The sequence below is a fragment of the Sandarakinorhabdus limnophila DSM 17366 genome, from assembly GCF_000420765.1.
GTDB classification, from domain to species: Bacteria; Pseudomonadota; Alphaproteobacteria; order Sphingomonadales; family Sphingomonadaceae; genus Sandarakinorhabdus; species Sandarakinorhabdus limnophila.
The window spans coordinates 67,605-87,500 of sequence record NZ_ATVO01000004.1 but is presented as its reverse complement, the minus strand read 5'-3'; the positions used below and the strand labels follow the sequence as shown (position 1 = coordinate 87,500).

General features: G+C 65.1%; 17 protein-coding genes. 8 read left to right on the top strand and 9 right to left on the bottom strand.

Going from position 1 to position 19,896, the window contains the following annotated elements; translation table 11 throughout:
* Positions 1–14: 14 nt before the first annotated feature.
* The 3 genes from G566_RS0103625 to G566_RS0103615 are packed head-to-tail and all read right to left on the bottom strand — an operon-like array spanning position 15 to position 1,868.
* Positions 15–713, bottom strand: a complete 699-nt coding sequence (locus G566_RS0103625) for a hypothetical protein (RefSeq protein ID WP_022679321.1) — start codon at positions 711–713, stop codon at positions 15–17.
* On the bottom strand, positions 710–1,537 hold the full coding sequence (locus G566_RS13395) for an FAD-binding oxidoreductase (protein ID WP_022679320.1): 828 nt from the start codon (positions 1,535–1,537) through the stop codon (positions 710–712). The genes G566_RS0103625 and G566_RS13395 overlap by 4 nt, the downstream gene beginning before the upstream one ends.
* Before the next feature lie 10 nt (positions 1,538–1,547).
* Positions 1,548–1,868 (bottom strand): hypothetical protein, encoded by a 321-nt coding sequence (locus G566_RS0103615; RefSeq protein ID WP_022679319.1) that lies wholly within the window; start codon positions 1,866–1,868, stop codon positions 1,548–1,550.
* 100 nt (positions 1,869–1,968) lie between these two features.
* On the opposite strand from G566_RS0103615, the gene G566_RS0103610 reads away from it, so the two are divergent.
* Together G566_RS0103610 and G566_RS0103605 are read left to right on the top strand one after the other, a co-directional pair.
* Positions 1,969–2,301, top strand: coding sequence for a TIGR04076 family protein (locus G566_RS0103610; RefSeq protein WP_022679318.1), 333 nt, complete (start codon positions 1,969–1,971; stop codon positions 2,299–2,301).
* Complete coding sequence (locus G566_RS0103605) at positions 2,298–3,341, top strand: aldo/keto reductase (protein ID WP_022679317.1); 1,044 nt, start codon at positions 2,298–2,300, stop codon at positions 3,339–3,341. The genes G566_RS0103610 and G566_RS0103605 overlap by 4 nt, the downstream gene beginning before the upstream one ends.
* 133 nt (positions 3,342–3,474) lie before the next feature.
* Here the strand turns inward: G566_RS0103605 and G566_RS14980 are convergent, their stop codons facing one another.
* Complete coding sequence (locus G566_RS14980) at positions 3,475–3,855, bottom strand: VOC family protein (RefSeq protein WP_084706741.1); 381 nt, start codon at positions 3,853–3,855, stop codon at positions 3,475–3,477.
* Positions 3,856–4,075: 220 nt separating this feature from the next.
* Here G566_RS14980 and G566_RS13390 point away from each other — a divergent pair, with 220 nt between their 5' ends.
* Entirely contained in the window at positions 4,076–5,257 is a 1,182-nt protein-coding gene (locus G566_RS13390; protein ID WP_022679314.1) for an aspartyl/asparaginyl beta-hydroxylase domain-containing protein, read from the top strand.
* A 76-nt stretch (positions 5,258–5,333) separates the two neighbouring features.
* Here G566_RS13390 and cysN read toward each other — a convergent pair whose 3' ends face one another.
* Both cysN and cysD read right to left on the bottom strand, forming a co-directional pair.
* Positions 5,334–7,193, bottom strand: coding sequence for a sulfate adenylyltransferase subunit CysN (gene cysN / locus G566_RS0103590; RefSeq protein WP_022679313.1), 1,860 nt, complete (start codon positions 7,191–7,193; stop codon positions 5,334–5,336).
* Positions 7,193–8,176, bottom strand: a complete 984-nt coding sequence (gene cysD / locus G566_RS0103585; protein WP_022679312.1) for a sulfate adenylyltransferase subunit CysD — start codon at positions 8,174–8,176, stop codon at positions 7,193–7,195. The genes cysN and cysD overlap by 1 nt, the downstream gene beginning before the upstream one ends.
* A gap of 299 nt (positions 8,177–8,475) precedes the next feature.
* Between cysD and G566_RS0103580 the strand changes: the two genes are divergently transcribed.
* On the top strand, positions 8,476–11,499 hold the full coding sequence (locus G566_RS0103580; protein ID WP_040605397.1) for a TonB-dependent receptor domain-containing protein: 3,024 nt from the start codon (positions 8,476–8,478) through the stop codon (positions 11,497–11,499).
* Between the two features lie 111 nt (positions 11,500–11,610).
* On the opposite strand, the gene G566_RS0103575 is transcribed toward G566_RS0103580, so the two are convergent.
* Positions 11,611–12,606, bottom strand: coding sequence for a hypothetical protein (locus tag G566_RS0103575; RefSeq protein ID WP_022679310.1), 996 nt, complete (start codon positions 12,604–12,606; stop codon positions 11,611–11,613).
* Between the two features lie 79 nt (positions 12,607–12,685).
* Between G566_RS0103575 and G566_RS0103570 the strand changes: the two genes are divergently transcribed.
* Genes G566_RS0103570 through G566_RS0103560 form a run of 3 tightly spaced genes read left to right on the top strand, consistent with a single transcriptional unit; the run spans position 12,686 to position 15,613 of the window.
* Positions 12,686–12,952, top strand: coding sequence for a hypothetical protein (locus G566_RS0103570; protein WP_029131215.1), 267 nt, complete (start codon positions 12,686–12,688; stop codon positions 12,950–12,952).
* 12 nt (positions 12,953–12,964) lie between these two features.
* On the top strand, positions 12,965–14,131 hold the full coding sequence (locus G566_RS0103565; RefSeq protein WP_022679308.1) for an aspartyl/asparaginyl beta-hydroxylase domain-containing protein: 1,167 nt from the start codon (positions 12,965–12,967) through the stop codon (positions 14,129–14,131).
* A complete protein-coding gene (locus G566_RS0103560; protein ID WP_022679307.1) occupies positions 14,132–15,613 on the top strand; it encodes a TonB-dependent receptor in 1,482 nt (493 codons plus the stop codon).
* On the opposite strand, the gene clpB is transcribed toward G566_RS0103560, so the two are convergent.
* Together clpB and G566_RS0103550 are read right to left on the bottom strand one after the other, a co-directional pair.
* Complete coding sequence (gene clpB, locus G566_RS0103555; RefSeq protein ID WP_022679306.1) at positions 15,610–18,186, bottom strand: ATP-dependent chaperone ClpB; 2,577 nt, start codon at positions 18,184–18,186, stop codon at positions 15,610–15,612. The genes G566_RS0103560 and clpB overlap by 4 nt on opposite strands.
* Positions 18,187–18,266: 80 nt before the next feature.
* A complete protein-coding gene (locus G566_RS0103550) occupies positions 18,267–18,710 on the bottom strand; it encodes a hypothetical protein (RefSeq protein WP_022679305.1) in 444 nt (147 codons plus the stop codon).
* A gap of 118 nt (positions 18,711–18,828) precedes the next feature.
* Between G566_RS0103550 and G566_RS0103545 the strand changes: the two genes are divergently transcribed.
* The gene (locus G566_RS0103545) at positions 18,829–19,887 is read left to right on the top strand and encodes a PQQ-dependent sugar dehydrogenase (protein ID WP_022679304.1); all 1,059 of its coding nucleotides are present in this window, start codon (positions 18,829–18,831) and stop codon (positions 19,885–19,887) included.
* Positions 19,888–19,896 lie beyond the last annotated feature (9 nt).

Genomic DNA, 19,896 nt, shown 5'->3' with positions numbered 1-19,896 from the left:
GTTTTGTTTGTGGTTCAGAATTGCCGGTTGGACAGCCCCAATCGGTCCAGCCAATCGCTGCCAAACACGTACTCGCCCTCGCGATCGAGCAGATCGACCCGGGCGGCCAGCCAGCGTTCCAGATCGTCGCCATAAGCATCCCGCACACTCGTGGCGGTGGCCTGGTTCAGCTTCCCCCAATGTTCGGCATGAGGGATCCTAGCGTTGCGTAAATCGGCTATGGCTTGCGCCATAACCAGCCTTGCAGCGCCATTATCCAGCCCATCGATGTCGGCGATCACGCTGTGCGGCCAGCGAATGAAGGCGAGATTGCCCGGCGACTGGCGCGCGTAGCGGCAGGCAAAAGCCACGGGCGCCTTGCCGACCTTCTTCAGCGCTGCATGATAGATCGCCAGCACGTCGTGGACTCGGTCCGCCGGCGCCGCCACCGAGGCCCCAGCGGTTCCGGCGCGGGGCGTGGTGAAATTGAAGCTCTGGCCCCAGCTGCCGACGCGACCGTTGATGGGGCTCAGCTGATCGGCCAGTACGGCCTTGGTGATGACCGGCGTCAGCCCCGGCGCAGCATCGAGCAGATTGGCCACCACTGTTGCCAGATTATAGCCCGGGCTGCGCTTGGGATTGATACTGTAATCCAGATTATGGCCTGAATCCCAATCACAGCGGTAGCCGCAGGTGACATAGGCAAAACCTTTGTCGATATGATCGTTGATCACCGACTGGAAGAAATAGGGCCGCCCGCTCCTGGCAGATTGCAGGCTGCAAAATCGGTGTCGCCCAGGCTTGCCATTGCGCGCAGCAGTTCTGGCCCGGCCGGCACCCTTCGCCGATGGTTTTCGAGCAGGAAGCGCGGCACGCTTTCGATCAGCACCGCATGCACGACACCCAGCGCGCCCAAGGACACGAGCGCAGCCGCAAACAGCCGATCATCGCGCACCACCGTTGCGCTCAGTTCTCCGGCCAGCCGTCCATCGGTGACAGGCCGCGATGCCGGTTCGATCCACAGATTGCGGTCTGGCCCCGGAATCAGCTGGATGGCGCGGACTTGGCTCTGAATGGTGCCGTGATCGATGGCGGACCCGTGGGTGGAACAGCTCATCGCCCCCACGAACGTCTGCCCATTCGACGCGCCGCTGGTGGCGAGCGACCGTCCGCGCGGTTCCAGCCACATGTTGAGTTCGGCCACCGAAATCCCGGTCTGGCACAGCACCAGCCCATCGTGATCGCCGCTGAAGGTCGGATCGACGTGGGTTTTCGGCAGGGCAAACAGCTGGTTGGCATAGCCCGTTGCCAGTGGCCAGCCGCCGGGCACCGATGGCGCCGCAGAGAATGACCAGGTCGCACCGTGGGCGCGCAGCCGGCGCCGATCGGTGAAGGCCTTGCCGATCAAATCCTGCACGGCCTTGGCGCTGGCCCGCATATCGGACAGGCTGGCGGTGACGGCGCGGTGCAGTTCGTATCGCTCGGCAATCGGCACATCACGCTCGGTGAAATGCCAATTGTGCCAGCTGCGATCATCAAATTTCAGGATGCGCGCCATGCCGGGTTCCTTATTGTGGAATCTCGCCCTCACCGGTCGGCAGCTTGCCGCAGCGATAGCGGATGTGGGACGGCTGCCAGAAGCCAAGGGTGAGCACCGTGGCCAGCGACTGCATCAGCGACGTGCGCACCTGCACATCGCTGATGCTGTTGGTGCCCACGCACGCCTCAGCCTTTTTCGGATCCTCCAGCGCACCCCAGGCGATGGCGTTGCTGTCCACGGGATGCAAATTCTGATCGCCGCGATTGGGCGCCGGCACGGTGAGGCTGTGATAGGCACAGCCCGGCAGTGCACAGGCGATCATCAGGGCAGTAAACGGGCGCAGCATCATGTTCCCCCAGAGAGGCCGACCCAAATGCCATGATGGCACGAAGCCATCCTACTGGCCAGTGCTCTGGTTTCGTTGATGCATCTGGTGCACAAGCGCCGGCATGACGCACGAATTCGAGCTCTATGATCTCAAGGTGGAGGTGATTGCGCCGCCTGGCGCGAAACTGTGGTGCAATGCGCAGCCCGGCGATTGGTTCGAACTGCGCGGCGAACTGCTGTTTCTGCCGCCGGGCCAGGGCTTTTCGCTCTACAGCCTCGCCGCCGTGTTGCCGTTGCTGGCCGCGAAGCAGCGCGCCACTGATCCCAACGACTGGATGGACAGCGACGCCGAAATCGCCTGCCCCGATCCCAACTGCCCGTCGCGACTGAAGATTACCCGGCTTGGCAAGCGCACATTCCGCCGGGGCGACACCACGGCAACGGTGAAACCATGAGCGTGGAGTGCATCGACCTTGCCCCCGGCTACAGCATTTCCCGTCTGATCCGCGGCGGTTGGCAACTGGCCGGCGATCACGGGCCGGTGGCGCGGGACAGTCTGAACGATGGCTTCCTCGCCTTCTTCGATGCCGGCATCACCACGCTCGATTGCGCCGATATCTATACCGGCGTCGAAGAGATGATCGGCGATTTCCGTAGCCATCTGGCGGGCGCCCGCGGCGCCGAAGCGCTGGACCGGCTGAAGGTGCACACCAAGTTCGTGCCCGATCTGGCGCTGTTGCCCAGCCTCTCGCGCGCCGACGTTGAAGCCATCATCGATCGCAGCCGCGCCCGGCTCGGGATGGAGCGCCTCGATCTCGTGCAGTTCCATTGGTGGGATTATGCCCAGCCGCGCTGCGTCGAAGCCCTGTTGCATCTCAAAGATTTGCAGCAAGCAGGAAAGATCGCCCACATCGCCGGCACCAATTTCGATGCGGCCCACGTCGCCGCATTCGCCGCCGCCGGCGCGCCGCTCACCAGCATCCAGGTGCAATATTCGCTGCTTGATCGCCGCCCGGCCGGTGCCTTCACCGCCACCGCGGCCGCCAGCCACACCGGCCTGATCTGCTATGGCGCGCTTGCCGGCGGATTCCTCTCCGCCCGCTGGCTTGGGCAACCCGATCCCGCCGAAAGCCTCACCAACCGCAGCCTGATCAAATATCGCCTGATCATCGATGAATGCGGCGGGTGGGATGCCTTTCAGGCCCTGCTGTCGGTTCTCGACCGCATCGCCCAACACCAAGCCGTCCCGCTCTCCGCCGTCGCCGCGCGCTGGGTGCTCGATCAACCCGGCGTCGCCGCCGTCATCATCGGCGCCCGCCACGCCGGCCACCTGACCGACACGCTGGCCATCGCGCGCCTGCGATTGTCCGCCGCCGATCATGAAGCCATTGCCGCTGTCCTACCAGCTGGCCCGCAAGGCGATGTCTATGCGCTGGAACGCGACCGGGAGGGGCGGCATGGGCGGATCATGAAATATAATCTGAACAAAGGCTAAGAGGCCTCCGGCGGGCAGGGGCTGAGCCCCTGCACCCACTTTCGCTTTCAGGTGGCGCCCTATTGCAGCTTTGGGGTGGTCTGCAGAATGGCGGCTTTCCAATGCATCGCGGGCGGAAGCTGACGCTATATCCCTAAAGTTTGATCAGCTCGGAAGGCCATCCAATGCGGACGAGAAGGCCGTCAGGGCCCGCTATTCCCACTTCGTAAAGGCCCCATTCGCGATGGCGAAGGATACCGCCGGGTCGAATGACGAGGTCGTCCACACGCGCAGCTATTTGATCAACTTCAGGTGTACGGATGAAGACGCCAAAAGGATTGTGTTGATCCGGTACTCGCCAGGGGCCCGATCCAGCTTGGGTTAGATGCACCTCGCATCCCCAACCCGTCATTATGGCATACGCATCATTGCCGCCGGTTAGAGCAAAGCCAAGCCGTTCCCAAAACGGAATAGCAGCATGAAGATCGTTGCTTGGAACGATGGCAAATGCGCCAACAGGAACTTCGTCTGACATTCCGGCTTCTCCTTCGCTCCAACGACCAACTTGCCTTCACGCCGGACCGTCTGCAATCGGGAAAGAGGAACTGCCCGCTAAAGGTCTGCATCTGGGGCGAAAGCGGACACTTCTCCCAACAGCGCACCCGAAAAAAGATGGGTGCAGGGTCCTCGACCCTGCCCGCCGGAGGCTCCTTTTTCTGCTGTCTCACGAGCCACACTGCGCTATCACCACCCGCATGAGCAAAGATCCCGTCGTCCTGAACAGCCAAGGCATGCAGGCGTTGCAGCGTGGCGATGCAAAGGCGGCCACCATCGCATTTGCGGCAGCCGTCAAGGCCGATCCGTCGGCGGCCATCCTGCATTATAATCTGGCCAACGCCCACGCCCTGGGCGGAGATGCCAAGGCGCAGCTGGTGGCGTTAAATGCCGCGTTGGATCGTGATCCGTACATGGCCCATGCCCTGCTGGCGCGCGGGCGGCTGCATGAACATGAAGGCCGCGCGGCCGACGCGCTGTCGGATTATCAGCGGCTGCTGGCGGCGGTTGATCCGCGCGAGCAGGTGGGGCCGGGCTTTGCAGCCGGGCTGCAGCATGCCGCCGGCGTGGTACAGGCGGCCAATGATGGGCTCGCTGCACGGCTGGATGCGGCGATGGCCGATGAATTGGAACAGGCCTCCCCGGCATCGGCCACCCGCGTGCGCCACGCCATGGAGGCGCAACTGGGCCGGCGCCGCGTGTATGTGCACCAGCCGCTGGCGCTGCATTATCCCTATCTGCCCGCCATCCAGTATTTCGAACGCGACCTGTTCCCCTGGCTGGCCGAACTGGAAGCCGCCACGCCGGCGATCCGCGCCGAACTGCAGGCGGTGCTGGCGGCGGGCGGCGAAGGCTTTGCGCCCTATGTGGATTATCCGGCCGGCGTGCCGGTGAACCAGTGGAAGGACCTGAACAAGAGCGATGCCTGGGCGGCGCGCTTCTTCCTGAAACATGGGCTTCGCGACGAAGCCATGTGCGCGCTCTGCCCCAACACCGCCGCCGTGCTGGATCGCATGCCGCTGTTCGATCTGCCCGGCCGCGGGCCCACCGCCTTCTTCTCCCTGCTCAAACCCCGCACGGTGATCCCGCCCCACACCGGCGCCACCAACGTGCGCAGCATCATCCACCTGCCGCTGATCGTGCCCGAAGGCTGCTGGTTCCGCGTTGGCAACGACACACGGCCCTGGATCGAAGGCCAAGCCTTCGCCTTCGACGACACTATCGAACACGAAGCCCACAACCCCACCGACGCGCTGCGCGCCGTGCTGATCCTCGACACCTGGAACCCCTTCATCGCCGCCGACGAACGCCCGCTGATCACCCGATGGGTGAACGAACTGGACGCGCATGGCCGCGGGCTGGCGGGGTTTTTGGCGGCCTGAGGTTTTTCAGGTTGACGGGGCCTCCGGCAGGCAGGGTTATCGACCCTGCTTGCCGGAGGCCCTCCTTCTTTCACTTTCACCCGATGATGTCGCGCGCCCGCAGCCAGTTGATGATCGCCTCTGCGGCGTCGGCTTCGCTCATGGTGCTGGTCGTGATGTGCAGTTGCGGCTCTTCAGGCGCTTCGTAGGGGCTGTCGATGCCGGTGAAGTTGGTGAGTTCGCCGCTGGCGGCCTTGGCGTAGAGGCCTTTGGGATCGCGGGCCTGGCAGATTTCGATGGGGGTATCGACGAAGACTTCGATGAAGCGTTCGGCGCCGACCAGTTGCCGGGCCATTTCGCGTTCGGAGCGGAAGGGCGAGATGAAGGAGCAGGTGACGATCAGGCCGGCGTCCGCCATCAGCTTGGCGATTTCGCCGATGCGGCGGATGTTTTCGACGCGATCGGCATCGGTGAAGCCGAGATCGCGGTTGAGGCCGTGGCGGACATTGTCCCCATCCAGCGCGTAGGTGTGGCAGCTGAGTGCGGCGAGGCGGGCTTCGACCAGATTGGCGATGGTGGATTTGCCGGAGCCTGAGAGCCCGGTGAACCAGATCACGGCGGGCTGATGGCCTTTCAAGGCGCTGCGCTGGGCCTGCGTGACCGTCATCGGCTGCAGGTGGATGTTGCTGGCGCGGCGCAGGGCGTGGCGGATCATGCCGGCACCGACGGTGTTGTTGGTGTAGCGATCGATGAGGATGAAGCCGCCGGTGTCCCGACATTCGCCGTAGGGATCGAACAGCAGCGGCGCGGTGGTTTCGAGGTTGGCGAGGCCGATCTCGTTCATGGCGAGCGTGCGGGCCGGGCGTTCATCGAGCGTGGTGATGTCGATCCGGTGCTTCAGCAGCGTGACCGAGGCCGGGGTGGTGAGCGGCCCGGATTTGAGCAGATAGGAGCGGCCGGGCTTCAGTTCATCTTCGTCGAGCCAGATCAGATCGGCGGCGAATTGCTGGGCGACGGCGGGCCGGTCTTCGGGGCTGACCAGCATGTCGCCGCGCGAGATGTCGATTTCATCTTCCAGCACCAGGGTGACGGCGGCTTCCGGGCCGGCGCCGGCAAGATCGCCATCGACGGTGACGATGCGGGCGACGCGGGTGGCCTTGCCAGAGCGGGCGGTGACGATGGGGTCGCCGGGCTTCACCTGGCCGGCCACGATGGTGCCGGCATAGCCGCGGAAGTGGGCATCGGGCCGGTTCACCCACTGCACGGGGAAGCGCAATGGCCCGGAGGCATCGGTGGCAGCGAGCTCGATGGATTCCAGATGTGCGATCAGGGTGGGGCCCTGATACCAGGGCATTTCGGCAGCGGGGCAGGCGAGGTTCAGGCCGGCGCGGGCGGCCATCGGGATGGCGGTGAAGCCGGGAAAGCCGAGGCGTTCGGCAATAGCTGTGTATTCATCGACGATGGCGCGGAAGCGGGCTTCGTCGAAATCCACCAGGTCCATCTTGTTCACGGCCAGCACGATCTGGCCGATGCCCATCAGCGAGGCGATGAAGCTGTGGCGGCGCGTCTGTGGCAGCAGGCCCTTGGAGGCATCGACCAGGATGATGGCGAGATCGGCGGTGGAGGCGCCGGTGGCCATGTTGCGCGTATATTGTTCGTGGCCGGGCGTATCGGCAATGATGAAGCGGCGGCGCGGCGTGGCGAAGAAGCGCCAGGCGACATCGATGGTGATGCCCTGTTCGCGTTCGGCCTCAAGGCCATCGAGCAGCAGCGCATAATCAATCTCGCCGCCGGTGGTGCCATGCTTGCGGCTGTCATTGGCCAGCGTGCTCAGCGTGTCGTCCATGATGGCCTGGCTGTCGTGCAGCAGGCGACCGATGAGCGTGGACTTGCCGTCGTCCACTGATCCGCAGGTGATCAGGCGCAGCACGCCATCCCTGTTGAGGGTTTTGGCCATCAGAAATACCCCAGCCGTTTCTTCTGTTCCATCGATCCATCGCCGTCGCGATCGATCACCCGGCCCTGGCGTTCCGATGTGCGCGTGTCGGCCATTTCGGCGACGATATCGGCCAGCGTTTCGGCCTCGGACTCCACCGCGCCGGTGAGCGGATAGCAGCCCAGCGTGCGGAACCGGATGCGACGCAGCACAGGCTCTTCACCGGGCTGCAGCGGCAGGCGATCATCATCCACCATCAGCAGCACATCATCGCGCACGACAGTGGGGCGCTCCGCTGCGAAATAGAGCGGCACCACCGGGATCTCCTCCGCCTCGATATACCGCCACACGTCGAGTTCGGTCCAATTGGAGATCGGGAAGACGCGCATGGATTCCCCCGGCCCTACCCGCGTGTTGTAGGTGCGCCAGAATTCCGGCCGCTGCCGGCGCGGATCCCAGCCCTGGTGGGCGTCGCGGAAGGAGAAGATGCGTTCCTTGGCGCGGGATTTCTCTTCGTCGCGGCGGCCACCACCGATGGCTGCGTCAAAGCCACCGCCGGTGAGCGCCTGCAGCAGCCCGGTGGTGCGCATCACTTCGGTGTGCAGCGCTGAACCATGGACGAAGGGGTTGATGTCGCGCGCCGCGCCTTCTTCATTGACGTGGACGCGCATGTCGATGCCCAGCGCCGGCATCAGCGTGTCGCGAAACGCGCCCATGGCCGCAAATTCCCACAGGCTGTCCACATGCAACAGTGGGAACGGCGGCAGCGATGGCCAGAAGGCCTTCAGCGCCAGATGCAGCATCACCGTGCTGTCCTTGCCGATGGAATAGAGCATCACCGGCTTGCGGAACGAGGCCGCCACTTCGCGCAGGATGTGAATGGCCTCCGCCTCCAGCCGTGCCAGATCGGGAGGCAGCGTCTGCCGTGTGGGAGGCTTTGCGGCGTGGCCGCTGCCGCTGCGGAAGCGCGCAGCATAGGCGGCGATGGTGTCGTCACTGTTCATGCTTCAGTCTTAATGAGTTCGCCGGCAAAGCAAAAGGCTGGTGTTTTTGCCCTGCCATCGCGAAGTATTGTGGCGAATTGGCCACACAGCGAGGTGGAAACGACCACATCTGCGTTTGCGCGCTTTACAGAAGGGCGGGCTTTTCACAGAAACGTCATCAGGCCTGAGAGGGGCTGGGAATTGTGCTGGTGTGCCGTCAATGGCACCGCGAGGGGAATAGGCCGCCACCGAAAGGGGAGCGGATGTTTTCTTGGCGAGGCAGGGTTTCCTTGGAATTTGGTCAGAAGAAGGAACATACCGTGACGCAACTCAACAATTCGCATCGGCGCCTCGCGCTGACGTCCAGCGTCGCCACGCTGGCTCTTGCCCTGATGGCCGGCCCGGCGCTCGCTCAGACGGCCACTGCCGCCGCTGAAACCGAAGCTGCCGAAGAAGGCACCATCGTTGTTACCGGTACTCTGATCCGCAACCCGAACCTCGTGTCGGCATCGCCGATCGTCACGACCTCGGCTGAGACCATCGCGCTGCGCGGCAGCAACGTGGCCGAAGAAGTGCTGCGTGAAATCCCCGGCTTCGTGCCGAGCATCGGTTCGGCCGTGAACAACGGCAACGGCGGCGCCAGCTTCGTCGATCTTCGCGGCCTCGGCACCAACCGCAACCTCGTCCTGCTCGACGGCCAGCGCATCGCGCCTGCCGGCCTCGGCGGCGTCGTCGATTTGAACAACATCCCGCTGGCCCTCGTCGAGCGCGTTGACGCGCTGACCGGCGCCGCCGTGACCACCTATGGTGCCGACGCCATCACCGGTGTCGTGAACTTCGTCACCAAGAAGAACTTCACCGGCATGGACCTGCAGGTCTCGAACTCGCTCACCGAGCGTGGCGACGGCCATCGCATTCGCGCCGACCTGACCATCGGCGGCGACTTTGCCGACGGCAAGGGTAACGCCGTGATCTCGGTGGGTTACCAGAAGGCCGATCCGGTGTTTCAGGGCGACCGCGACGTGTCGCGTCTCGGCTTCGATACCTTCAGCGGTAACACCGGCGGCGGTTCGCCGACGACGGTGCCGACCCGCATCCGCAACGTGCGTCCGATTGATCCTCTGACTGGCCAGCCGAGCACCAACCCGGCTGTGGCCAACCTCGGCAACGGCCAGCTGTCGCCCGATAGCCGCACGGCTGTTCCGTTCTATCAGGATTTCAACTTCAACCCGTTCAACATCTTCCAGACGCCGTTCCAGCGTTTCAACCTCTTCGCCAAGGCGAACTACGAGATCACCGACAATATCGAGGTTTATGCCCGCGGTATGTTCTCCAAGAACACCGTGCGCACGATCATCGCGCCGTCGGGCCTGTTCTCGCAGACGGTTGTTCTGCCGATTTCGAACCCGTTCCTGCCGACTGCGATCCGCAACCAGTATTGCGCCTTCAACACCAGCTCGGTGGCCTCCGGCCTTTACACGCCGCGCTTTACGCCGACCGAGTGCGCCGCTGCAGCGACTGCAACGACCAAGGCCGATCCCAAATACCGCGAAGTGACCACCCTGCTCAGCCGCCGTACCGTCGAAGCCGGCACGCGTGACAGCGAATACACCACCACGCTGTTCGATTACACCGCCGGCCTGCGCGGCAAGCTGACCAACACGATCGATTGGGACGTGTCCGCCTCCTACGGCCAGAGCGAAAACATCGCCCGCGCCACTGGTTACCTGATCAACGATCGCGTGCTGGAAGCCCTTCAGGCCACCAACCCGAACACCTGCCTCAGCGGCAACGTGGCCTGCGTTCCGTTGAACGTCTACGGCCCGGCCGGCTCGATCACGCCGGCGATGGCGCGCTTCATCTCGGCAGACTCCACCGATCGCCGCACCTCCAGCCTGACTCAGGTTCGTGCGCTGCTGTCGGGTGATCTGGGTGTCAGCTTCGGTGATGCTGAAGCAATCGGCTTCGCTGTCGGTGCAGAGTATCGCGATTACGGCGCTGCCGTGTTGCCGGACGACTTCTCGGAGCGTGGCGCTCTGGGCGGCGGCGGTGGCCCGACCCCGCGCGTCGAAGGTGGCTACAACGTCAAGGAAGTCTTCGGCGAAGTCATCGCCCCGATCCTTGAAGGCAAGCCCTTCTTCGAAAACCTCACCCTCGAAGCCGGTGCGCGTTATTCGTCCTATGAAGTCGCTGCGCCGGGCAACCCGTCGTTCGACGCCTTCACCTGGAAGGCCGGCGGTACCTGGGAAATGGCCCAGGGCTTCAAGGTCCGTGGTAACTACAGCCGCGCTGTCCGCGCCCCGAACATCGGCGAACTCTTCTCGCCGGTTTCGCGCGGTCTGACCAACCTGGGCACTGATCCGTGCGCTGGCGCCGCTCCGACGACCAACGCCAACCTGCGTGCGGTCTGCATTGCGCAGGGCGCTGCTCCGGGCATCATCGGCCAGATCGATCAGCCGGCTGCGGGCCAGGCCAACGCTTATGGCGGCGGCAACCCCAACGCGCGGCCGGAAAAGGCAAACACCTGGACCCTGGGTGCGGTGTTCCAGCCGTCCTTCGTGCCGGGCCTCGCCCTCACGGTCGATTACTACAACATCAGCGTGACGGACGCGATCACCAGCCCGCTGCCGGGCGATGCGATCGCTGCCTGCTTCGGCAGCATCACGGCCGCCAGCGCCACCAGCGCGGCTTGCACGGCCATCCGCCGTGACCCGCTGTCTGGCTCGTTTGACGGTGAATCGTTGGGTCTGCCGCGTCCGCTGTCGAACCTGGGTCGTCTGAAGACCGACGGTCTGGATGTGAACCTGACCTACTCGACCGATCTTGGCTTCGCCAAGCTGGGTGTGAGCGGCAACTTCAACTACACCTTCCGTTCGCAGTTCCAGGCCACGCCGACCTCAGTCAACCGTGAGTGCGTCGGCTACTACAGCCCGAACTGCTCGTTCACCGGTTCGATCCAGCCGAAGTGGCAGACCTCGCTGCGCACGACCCTGGGCTTCGAAAACTTCGACGTGTCGCTGCTGTGGCGCCACATCGACAAGGTGATCCAGGAGCCGCTGAATGCGGCAGCGCCGACCGCTGCCAACGGCTTCTTCGGTGATGACACGCCGTTCTTCCCGGCCTTCCGTCAGATCCGTGCCTATGATTACTTCGATCTGACCGGCCGCTTCAACATCCTGGACAACATCACCCTGATTGTGACGGTCAGCAACCTGTTCGACACCAAGCCGCCTTTGGTTGGTGCTGCGGCCGGTTCGACCTCGTTCAACAGCGGCAACACCTTCCCGTCGACCTACGACGCGCTGGGCCGCCGTTACACGATGCAGGTGAACGTCCGCTTCTAAGCGGCGTCACCCGCACGGGTGGAAATGCGAAAGGGCGAGTGGCAACACCCGCCCTTTTTGCTGTTTGAAATATTGCGAAGCGAAAGTTCCGGCCGTTGCTGACGGCGGTGTTTAGCCAAGCAGCGGGCGCGGCAACTGCATCTGCACGCCGGCGGCCCTGGCCACGGCTTCCGCCCAGATGGCCACCTTGGCAATCTCGTCGGCGTGGGCCGCTTCGGCTGCACGCTCGGCGGTGCGATCGTCGGTGGTAAAGGCCTGGCCGAACTTGCTGTGCCGGCCAAAGATCGGTCCGGAAACAACGGTTTGCACGTCCAGCTGCACGTCGAAGAAGCGGCACAGGGCCGTCATCGCCGCCGCGGGCTGGGCCAGCAGCAATTCGGAACCCAGCGTTGTCACCTGGTTGCCGAACTGCGCCGCCAGCCGCGCGAACAACGCATGCTGCGCCAGCCAGCCCATGGCGGCGATCTGCAAATCGGTCTGCCCCAGATAATCCTCGCCGCTGAAGCCAAAGCTGTGCAGGCCCTGCTTCAGTTGCTTCAGCAGCAGATCGCGCACCCAGATCCGGCCATCCATGCCCTTGCGCGCCACCGAACCGAGGAACACCGGCAGCGGCGCATAGAGCAGCAGCGCCCGGGCGTCGGGGCGCAACTGCAGGATCAGGGGCGCCATGGCGTTGCACACGTTGCTTGGTTTGATCACCACCGCCTCGCCGGGTGCAAATGGTCGGGCCAGCAAGGCCAGGCTGCTATCCAGGACATTGGCGATTTGGCGCCCGTCGCCGCCGCGCAATTGCCAGCCGATCAGATCGTTCAGGATCACGGGCTCCTTCAGGCCCATGGCCAGCCCCGGTGCATCAAATGCCCGTGCCAGCAGCGTGGAACAGCAAAAGGCGCTGTGCAGGATAAAGCGCAAGGGTGCCGGCGTGCCAGCCTGGGCCAATGCTGCGGTCCGGGCAATGATCGTGGGCTTGGCCTCGCCCAGATACTCGTCGGTCAGAAAGGTGGCGGTGCCATGCGCGGCGCGCGGCGTTTGCCGAAAGTGGATGGCATCGTGCTGCGGATCATAACGATGCGGCAGCCAGACGGGATTTGAAGCGATGGTGGACACATTGCCGATTTGACGTGCTGCCCCGGAAAGTGCAATCCCTCCACCGGCCCCGTCAACCGATCGCGAAGGACACGTCATCATGGTTCGTCATTGCTTTGCCCTGCTTCTTGCTGCCGCGGCGGTAGCGCCGGCTGCGGCCCAGACACCTGAAGCAGCGCCGACTGCTGCTGCGCCGGTGGACAAGAGCAAGGAAATCATTTGCAAGCGCGAGAAGGAAACCGGTAGTTTGGTCAAGGCCAAGCGCACTTGCCTGACCCGCCAGCAATGGGCCTATGTGCAGGATACCAATCAGCAATTCGCGCGAGATCTCAACAACTCGACCATGAGCCGTCCCGGCAGCCAGTGATGGCGCCTTGCCATGAACGATCCTGAAAAGGCCGCACTGGAACGCACTGCCCAGGCCGGCATCGCGGCCTTGCAGGCAGGCGATGGCAAGGCGGCGCGTCGGGCGTTTGAAACCATCGTTGCCAGCGGCCGCGCCACCCTGCAGATCTGGCTGTGGCTGGCGCAGGCGTGCGACATGCTGGATGATCGCGCCGCCGTGTTGGCGCATGTGGCGCGGGTGGTGGAACTCGATCCGGCCAATCCCTATGCCCTGGTGATGGCCGGTGAGGTCCAGACCCGCAGCGGCAATGATCGCGCTGCCATCGCCTGGTACGAACGCGCGCTCAACGCCGCCCAGGGCCGGCAGTTGCCGCCCGATCTGATCGCCCGTCTGAACCGCGCCGCCGCCACCCGTGAGGCCGCCTTTGCCCGGTTTGAAGCCGAAATGATGGGGGCGCTGGGCGACGCCGGGGTTGATCCGGCCAACGCTGGCCCGCGCTTTGGCGAAGCCTTGCAAATCGTATCGGGCCGCAGCCAGCCCTATCTGCAGCAGCCCACCAGCTTCTATTATCCGCGGCTCCCGCAGATCCCCTTCTATGATCCGGCGGATTTCGCCTGGACTGCCGCGCTGGCCGCCGCATTGCCGGCCATCCGCGCCGAAGCCGAAGCGGTGATGGCCCACGGTGCCGGCATCGCGCCTTATGTGGAGGCCGATCCCGATCGCCCCAACAAGGGCCACGCCCTGCTGGCTGATGCCCGCTGGAGCGCATTTCACTTGTTCCGCAATGGCTTGCCCATCGCCGACCATGCCGCCCGCTGCCCCGCCACCATGGCGGCGCTGGCCCAGGCGCCCTTGCCGCGCATTGCCGGCACGGCACCGATGGCGCTGTTTTCGATCCTGGCGCCGCACACCAATATCCCGCCGCACAACGGCATGCTGAACACGCGGCTGATCTGCCATCTGCCGCTGATCGTGCCCGATGGCTGCCGCCTGCGGGTGGGCGCTGAAACCCGCGACGTGCGCGCCGGCGAGGTGCTGCTGTTCGACGATTCGATCGAGCATGAAGCCTGGAACGACAGTGATGCGCCGCGGGCCATATTGCTGTTTGAGGTGTGGCGCCCGGAACTGACCGAGGCCGAACGCCAGGCGTTGACCGTCATGTTTGAAACGGTGGCGGCCTACACCCCCGATCAGGCCTGAATGGAGCTGCCCCTTACCAGCCAGAATGGTGACGCTCCGTCGGTTGTGAGCGAGCAACGGCTTTCAGCCGAAACGCTGCGCCGCCGCGGCGCCGTGCTGACCGGGGAGGCCGTTGGCGACTGGCCGTGGCTGCGCAGTGCAGGGCGGGGTCTGATCGTGTCTGGCCTGCCCGGCACGCTGGTGACGCTGGATGGCCTGCGGCTGGCACCGGCGGCAAGCGGCGTGGTGGACCTGACCCTGCTGCCGTTGGGCCTGATCGACAGCGCGCGACTGTCTGCTGGTGCGGCCGGTGTGGCACAGGGCGCTGGCGCGCTGAGCGGCGCGGTGGAGCTTTTATTTGCGCCTGTGGGCGGCGGTGGCCGGCTGCTGACGGCCGGTGGCGGCCAGTCTGGGCAGGGCATTGGCCTGGTTGATCTGCAATTGGGCAACGAGTCCGGCTGGGTGGGCGGCGGCTATACGCACGGCGGCGCGCTGCCCGGCGGTGCCACGGATCAGGATCGCTGGCATCTGGCCGGGCGCTTCCAACAGGATGTTGGCGATGTCCAACTCTGGGGCCGGGGGATGTTTGCCCGGCGGACAGAGGGTGCAACCCGTGCTGATTGGCATGATGTGGCGCTGGGGCTTGCGGGTGGCACGCGCTGGCAGTGGCGGCTGGCGGTGTCCACGGGTGGCCAGCAGGCGGCGGCGGGGGCCAGCAGCTGGCTGGCGCAGGCGCGCGGCGTGGTGAGTGGGCCGACTGGCCTGATCCTGCCGGGCGCGGCCGAGCCGATCAGCCTCGCCGCCGGCGCGGAGTGGCGTCGGCTGCGGCTGGGGGCGGGCGTGGTGCGGGCGCGGGAGCTGTTTGCCGAAGCCGCCGTGCCGTTGCTGCAGGACAAGCCGGCCGCCGAGAATCTGGTGGCGACTCTGGGCGTGCGGCAGGCATGGTTGGCCGGCAAATCCGAAACGCTGTGGCAGGCGGGCGGGCGCTGGGAGGCATTTCCCGGCATTGCCTTGCGCGGGCAGGTGGCGCGCGGCGTGGATGATTTCGCGACGTTGAGCGGGATGAGCCGCAGCGTCGGGATGATCGCCACGCCGGCCTTCGTGCCGGGCTTTGCGCTCACGGTTGATCGCCGCTGGCAGTCACAGGGCGCGGCGCGGGTGCAGGCGTGGGATGTGTCGGCCAGTTGGCGTGGGCGGGTGAGCGAGGGCGCGCAACTGGCGCTATCGGCGCTGGCCACGCATCACGACCAGGCGGCGTTCACGCCGCTGCCGGTGCCGCGCTTTGCGAGCCTGCTGCGGGCGACGCTGGAGACGGGCCCGTGGGCGGTGAGTGCCGGCTGGCGGACCCGCACGGCGCTGGCCGGCGGACTGGATGTGAGCGTGGAGCGGCAGATCGGCGACCGCGTGCGCCTCGTGGCCAGTGTCAGCAATGCCGGCGATGCAGGCAGCGCTGCCGGTCCGGTGGGCCGGCAGGCGCTGCTGCAGGTGGTGGCGGGATTCTAGCCCGCCACCAGCACCAGCTTCCCGTCGCCTTCGTCCACTTTCACCGTGCTGCCATCCGGCACCTGGCCGGCCAGGATCAATTCGGCCAGCGGGTCCTGCAGATGCTTCTGCACGGTGCGCTTCAGCGGGCGCGCGCCGTAGACCGGATCATAGCCGACCCGCGCCAGCCAGCGGCGGGCAGCATCGGTCAGGTCCAGCGTCACCTTGCGGTCCTTCAGCAGGGCCTGCACGCGGCTGACTTGGATATCGACGATTGGCGCCATCACTTCCTGGCCAAGCCGCTGGAACAGCTCGATTTCATCGAGCCGGTTGAGGAACTCGGGGCGGAAATGCCCGCGCACCACTTCCATCACCTGCGGTTCGGCCTCGCTGATTGGCGCACCATCGGGCAGGGCGGCGATATACTGGCTGCCAAGGTTCGATGTGAGGATGATCAGCGTGTTGGTGAAATCCACCGTGCGGCCCTGGCCATCGGTCAGCCGGCCGTCATCGAGCACCTGCAGCAGCACGTTGAACACGTCACCGTGGGCCTTTTCCACTTCGTCGAACAACACCACCTGATAGGGCCGCCGCCGCACGGCTTCGGTCAGCACGCCGCCTTCTTCATAGCCGACATAGCCGGGAGGCGCGCCGATCAGGCGGGCGACGCTGTGCTTTTCCATGAACTCGCTCATGTCCAACCGCACCATGGCGCGCGGATCATCGAACAGGAATTGCGCCAGTGCCTTGGTCAGCTCGGTCTTGCCCACGCCCGTGGGCCCGAGGAACAGGAAGCTGCCCAAGGGCCGGTTCGGGTCCTGCAGGCCGGCGCGGGCGCGGCGCACGGCGCTGGAAACCGCCTTCACGGCGGCGGCCTGGCCGATCACCTGGGCGGAGAGGATGCTCTCCATCTTCATCAGCTTGTCGCGCTCGCCTTCCAGCATCCGGTCCACCGGGATGCCGGTCCAGCGGGAGACGACCGCGGCGATATCATCGCCGGTCACTTCCTCGCGCACCATCGCGGCCTGGGTCACCTGCTCGGCTTCGGCGAGCTGGCGTTCCAGTTCCGGGATGCGGCTGTAGGTCAGCTCGCCGGCCTTGGCATAATCGCCGCCGCGCTGGGCCTGTTCCACCTCAATGCGGGCGGCGTCCAGTTGCTCCTTGATGCGGGTGGCGCCGGCCAGTTTTTCCTTCTCGGCCTGCCACCTGAGCGTGAGCGCGCCGGATTCCTCTTCAAGGCCCGCCAGTTCCTCGTTCAGGGCCACCAGCCGCTCCTTGGACGCGGCATCGGTTTCGCGGGACAGCGCAGCGGCTTCGATCTTCAGCTGGATGATGCGGCGGTCGAGCGCCTCGATCTCTTCGGGCTTGGACTCCACCTCCATGCGCAGGCGCGATGCGGCTTCGTCCATCAGGTCGATGGCCTTATCGGGCAGGAACCGGTCCGCGATGTAGCGGTTGGAGAGCGTTGCCGCAGCCACGATGGCACCATCGGTGATGCGTACGCCGTGGTGGAGCTCGTATTTCTCCTTCAGGCCGCGCAGGATGGAGATCGTGTCTTCCACCGTCGGTTCGCCAACAAGGACGGGCTGGAAGCGGCGTTCCAGCGCGGCGTCCTTCTCCACATGCTTGCGATATTCTTCCAGCGTGGTGGCGCCGATGCAATGCAGTTCACCGCGGGCCAGGGCGGGCTTGAGCAGGTTGGAGGCGTCCATCGCGCCTTCCGCCTTGCCGGCACCAACGAGGGTGTGCATTTCATCGATGAACAGCACGACATCGCTGCCTTCGGCGCGCACTTCGTCGAGCACGCCTTTCAGCCGCTCTTCGAACTCGCCGCGATATTTGGCGCCAGCGATCAGCGCGCCCATGTCCAGCGACATCAAGCGCTTGTCTTTCAGGCCATCGGGCACGTCGCCATTGGCGATGCGCAGGGCCAAGCCTTCGGCGATCGCGGTCTTGCCCACGCCGGGTTCACCGATCAGCACCGGGTTGTTCTTGGTGCGGCGGGCGAGCACCTGGATGGTGCGGCGGATTTCCTCATCGCGGCCGATGACGGGATCAAGCTTGCCGGCGCGGGCGGCTTCGGTGAGATCACGGGCGTATTTCTTCAGCGCATCAAAACTGTCTTCGGCGCCAGCGCTGTCGGCCGTGCGGCCCTTGCGGACGGCGTTGATGGCTTCGTTCAGCGCCTGCGGGGTGACGCCGGCGCCCTTCAGCGCCTTGCCGGCTTCGGTAGTGGTGGCCAGCGCCAGCGCAACCAGCAGCCGTTCGACGGTAACAACGCTGTCGCCGGCCTTCACCGCCACCTGTTCAGCGGAATCGAGCACGCGCACCGTATCATTGTCCCACGCCAGGCTTTGCGCGCCGCTGCCCGATACCTGGGCGATCTTGGCCAGCGCCTGATCGGTGAGTTGCAGAGCGGTGGCGGGCGTGCCGCCAGCGGCCTTGATCAGGCCTGAGGCATGGCCCTGCTCATCTTCCAGCAGGGCTTTCAGCACATGTTCGGGCGCCACGCGCTGGTGGTTGTTGCGGATTGCAACCGTTTGCGCCGATTGCAGGAACCCCTTGGCGCGATCGGAGAATTTTTCGATGTTCATGGGCGGATGGTCCTCCTGTTCACCGGAGGATATGGTGTGGCTTTATGGCAACACAAGTAGGGATGTTGCGGAAGTGGCGTTCAGCGCGGTTTGAGCCAGCCAAAGACAAAGCCGCCGATGCTGCCAGCGAGGCAGAACAGGATGAAGCCATCCATGCCGCGTGCGCCGGCCAGGGGGGTCATCTGGAACTGGGCGTGCATGGCCATCAGCACGGCCCCGATGGCAAGGCCGCCGGCCAGCGGCCAGGCGATGGGCGCCAGCAGCGGCAGGCGCGGCTTCAGCCAGTGCGCGAGACTGAAGGCGACCAGAAGGGCAAAGCCGAACACCGCCAGCAACGGCAGCAACAGGCCGGCAAAATCGCGGCCCGCCGTTTCCAGCGCCAGACCGGCAGGGATTTTCACCCCCAGATCGAGCAGGCCGGATTGCACCTGCCAGCTTTGAATCATGCTGGCGATGGCGGTGGTGGTGAGGACCGCGGCGGACCAGGCCGGGGCAGTACGCAACAGGTCCTTGAGGGATGCCATGTTGTTTTTTTCCTGTTCGTTGTCGCTTCTTACTCCATGATGGCATCGCGAGGGAAGGGTTGATTCGGCGAAAATGGCAATCAAACTGAAAAAGTTGTTAATAACTCTTGCTGCGACCATGCATGGCCTCTTAACGGCTGGCGCGGCGCAGGCGGAGCAGGTGCAGGTGATGGCCAGCGGGCTGGATCACCCGTGGAGCCTTGCGTTTTTGCCGGCAGGTGATGTGCTTGTGACGGAACGCGCCGGGCGGCTGTGGCGGCTCGGCGCCGGCGGTCAGAAGCGGGCGATTGCCGGCGTGCCAGCGGTGCGGTTGGCCAGCCAGGGCGGGCTGTTCGACGTGGTGCTGCACCCGAAGTTTGCCGATAATGGCTTGATTTACCTCAGCTATGCCGCCGGAGAGAAGGGGGCCAACTTCACCCGCGTTACCCGCGCCCGGCTGGACGGGGATCGGCTGGTGGAGGCCAAGCTCATCTTCCAGGTCAGCCCGGCCAAGGATACGCCGGTGCATTTTGGCGGGCGCATGGCCTTCCTGCCCGATGGCAGCCTGGTGCTGACCACCGGCGACGGTTTCGACTATCGCGAGCAGGCGCAACGGCTGCAATCTGGCCTGGGCAAGATCATGCGCATGGCCGATGATGGCCGCCCGCTGGCGGGCAATCCGTTTGTGGGCAAGGCCGGCGCGCAGCCCCATATCTGGAGCTATGGCCACCGCAATCCACAAGGGCTTGCGGTTGATCCAGCCAATGGCCATCTGTGGGCGCATGAACACGGGCCGCAGGGCGGTGATGAGCTGAATTTGATCCAAAAGGGTGGCAATTACGGCTGGCCGGTGGCGACCAAGGGCCTGGATTACAGCGGCGCGACCATCAGCCCGTTCCAGACCTATCCCGGCATGATCGATGGCCGTGCCGTGTGGGTGCCGTCGATCGCGCCGTCCGGCCTAGCCGTCTATCGCGGCGCGCTATGGCCGGCCTGGGCGGGCGATCTGATCGTTGGCGCGCTGGTGAACAAGGAGGTGCGGCGGCTGGATGTGGATGCCGACGGTCGGGTGGTGCGGCAGGAACGCATTTTCCCGTCGATCAAGGCCCGCATCCGCGATGTGCGGGTGGCCCCTGATGGCGCGGTGTGGCTGACGACGGACGATGATGCGGGCAAGGTGCTGCGGGTCACACCGTAACCCGCAGCC

Coding starts and splice junctions, on each gene's coding strand:
- G566_RS13395 (WP_022679320.1), bottom strand. CDS start 1,537: ATGGCGCGCATCCTGAAATTTGATGATCGCAGCTGGCACAATTGGCAT.
- G566_RS14980 (WP_084706741.1), bottom strand. CDS start 3,855: ATGTCAGACGAAGTTCCTGTTGGCGCATTTGCCATCGTTCCAAGCAAC.
- G566_RS0103545 (WP_022679304.1), top strand. CDS start 18,829: ATGCATGGCCTCTTAACGGCTGGCGCGGCGCAGGCGGAGCAGGTGCAG.
- G566_RS13390 (WP_022679314.1), top strand. CDS start 4,076: ATGAGCAAAGATCCCGTCGTCCTGAACAGCCAAGGCATGCAGGCGTTG.
- G566_RS0103550 (WP_022679305.1), bottom strand. CDS start 18,710: ATGGCATCCCTCAAGGACCTGTTGCGTACTGCCCCGGCCTGGTCCGCC.
- cysD (WP_022679312.1), bottom strand. CDS start 8,176: ATGAACAGTGACGACACCATCGCCGCCTATGCTGCGCGCTTCCGCAGC.
- clpB (WP_022679306.1), bottom strand. CDS start 18,186: ATGAACATCGAAAAATTCTCCGATCGCGCCAAGGGGTTCCTGCAATCG.
- G566_RS0103610 (WP_022679318.1), top strand. CDS start 1,969: ATGACGCACGAATTCGAGCTCTATGATCTCAAGGTGGAGGTGATTGCG.
- G566_RS0103605 (WP_022679317.1), top strand. CDS start 2,298: ATGAGCGTGGAGTGCATCGACCTTGCCCCCGGCTACAGCATTTCCCGT.
- cysN (WP_022679313.1), bottom strand. CDS start 7,193: ATGGCCAAAACCCTCAACAGGGATGGCGTGCTGCGCCTGATCACCTGC.
- G566_RS0103560 (WP_022679307.1), top strand. CDS start 14,132: ATGGAGCTGCCCCTTACCAGCCAGAATGGTGACGCTCCGTCGGTTGTG.
- G566_RS0103615 (WP_022679319.1), bottom strand. CDS start 1,868: ATGATGCTGCGCCCGTTTACTGCCCTGATGATCGCCTGTGCACTGCCG.
- G566_RS0103570 (WP_029131215.1), top strand. CDS start 12,686: ATGGTTCGTCATTGCTTTGCCCTGCTTCTTGCTGCCGCGGCGGTAGCG.
- G566_RS0103565 (WP_022679308.1), top strand. CDS start 12,965: ATGAACGATCCTGAAAAGGCCGCACTGGAACGCACTGCCCAGGCCGGC.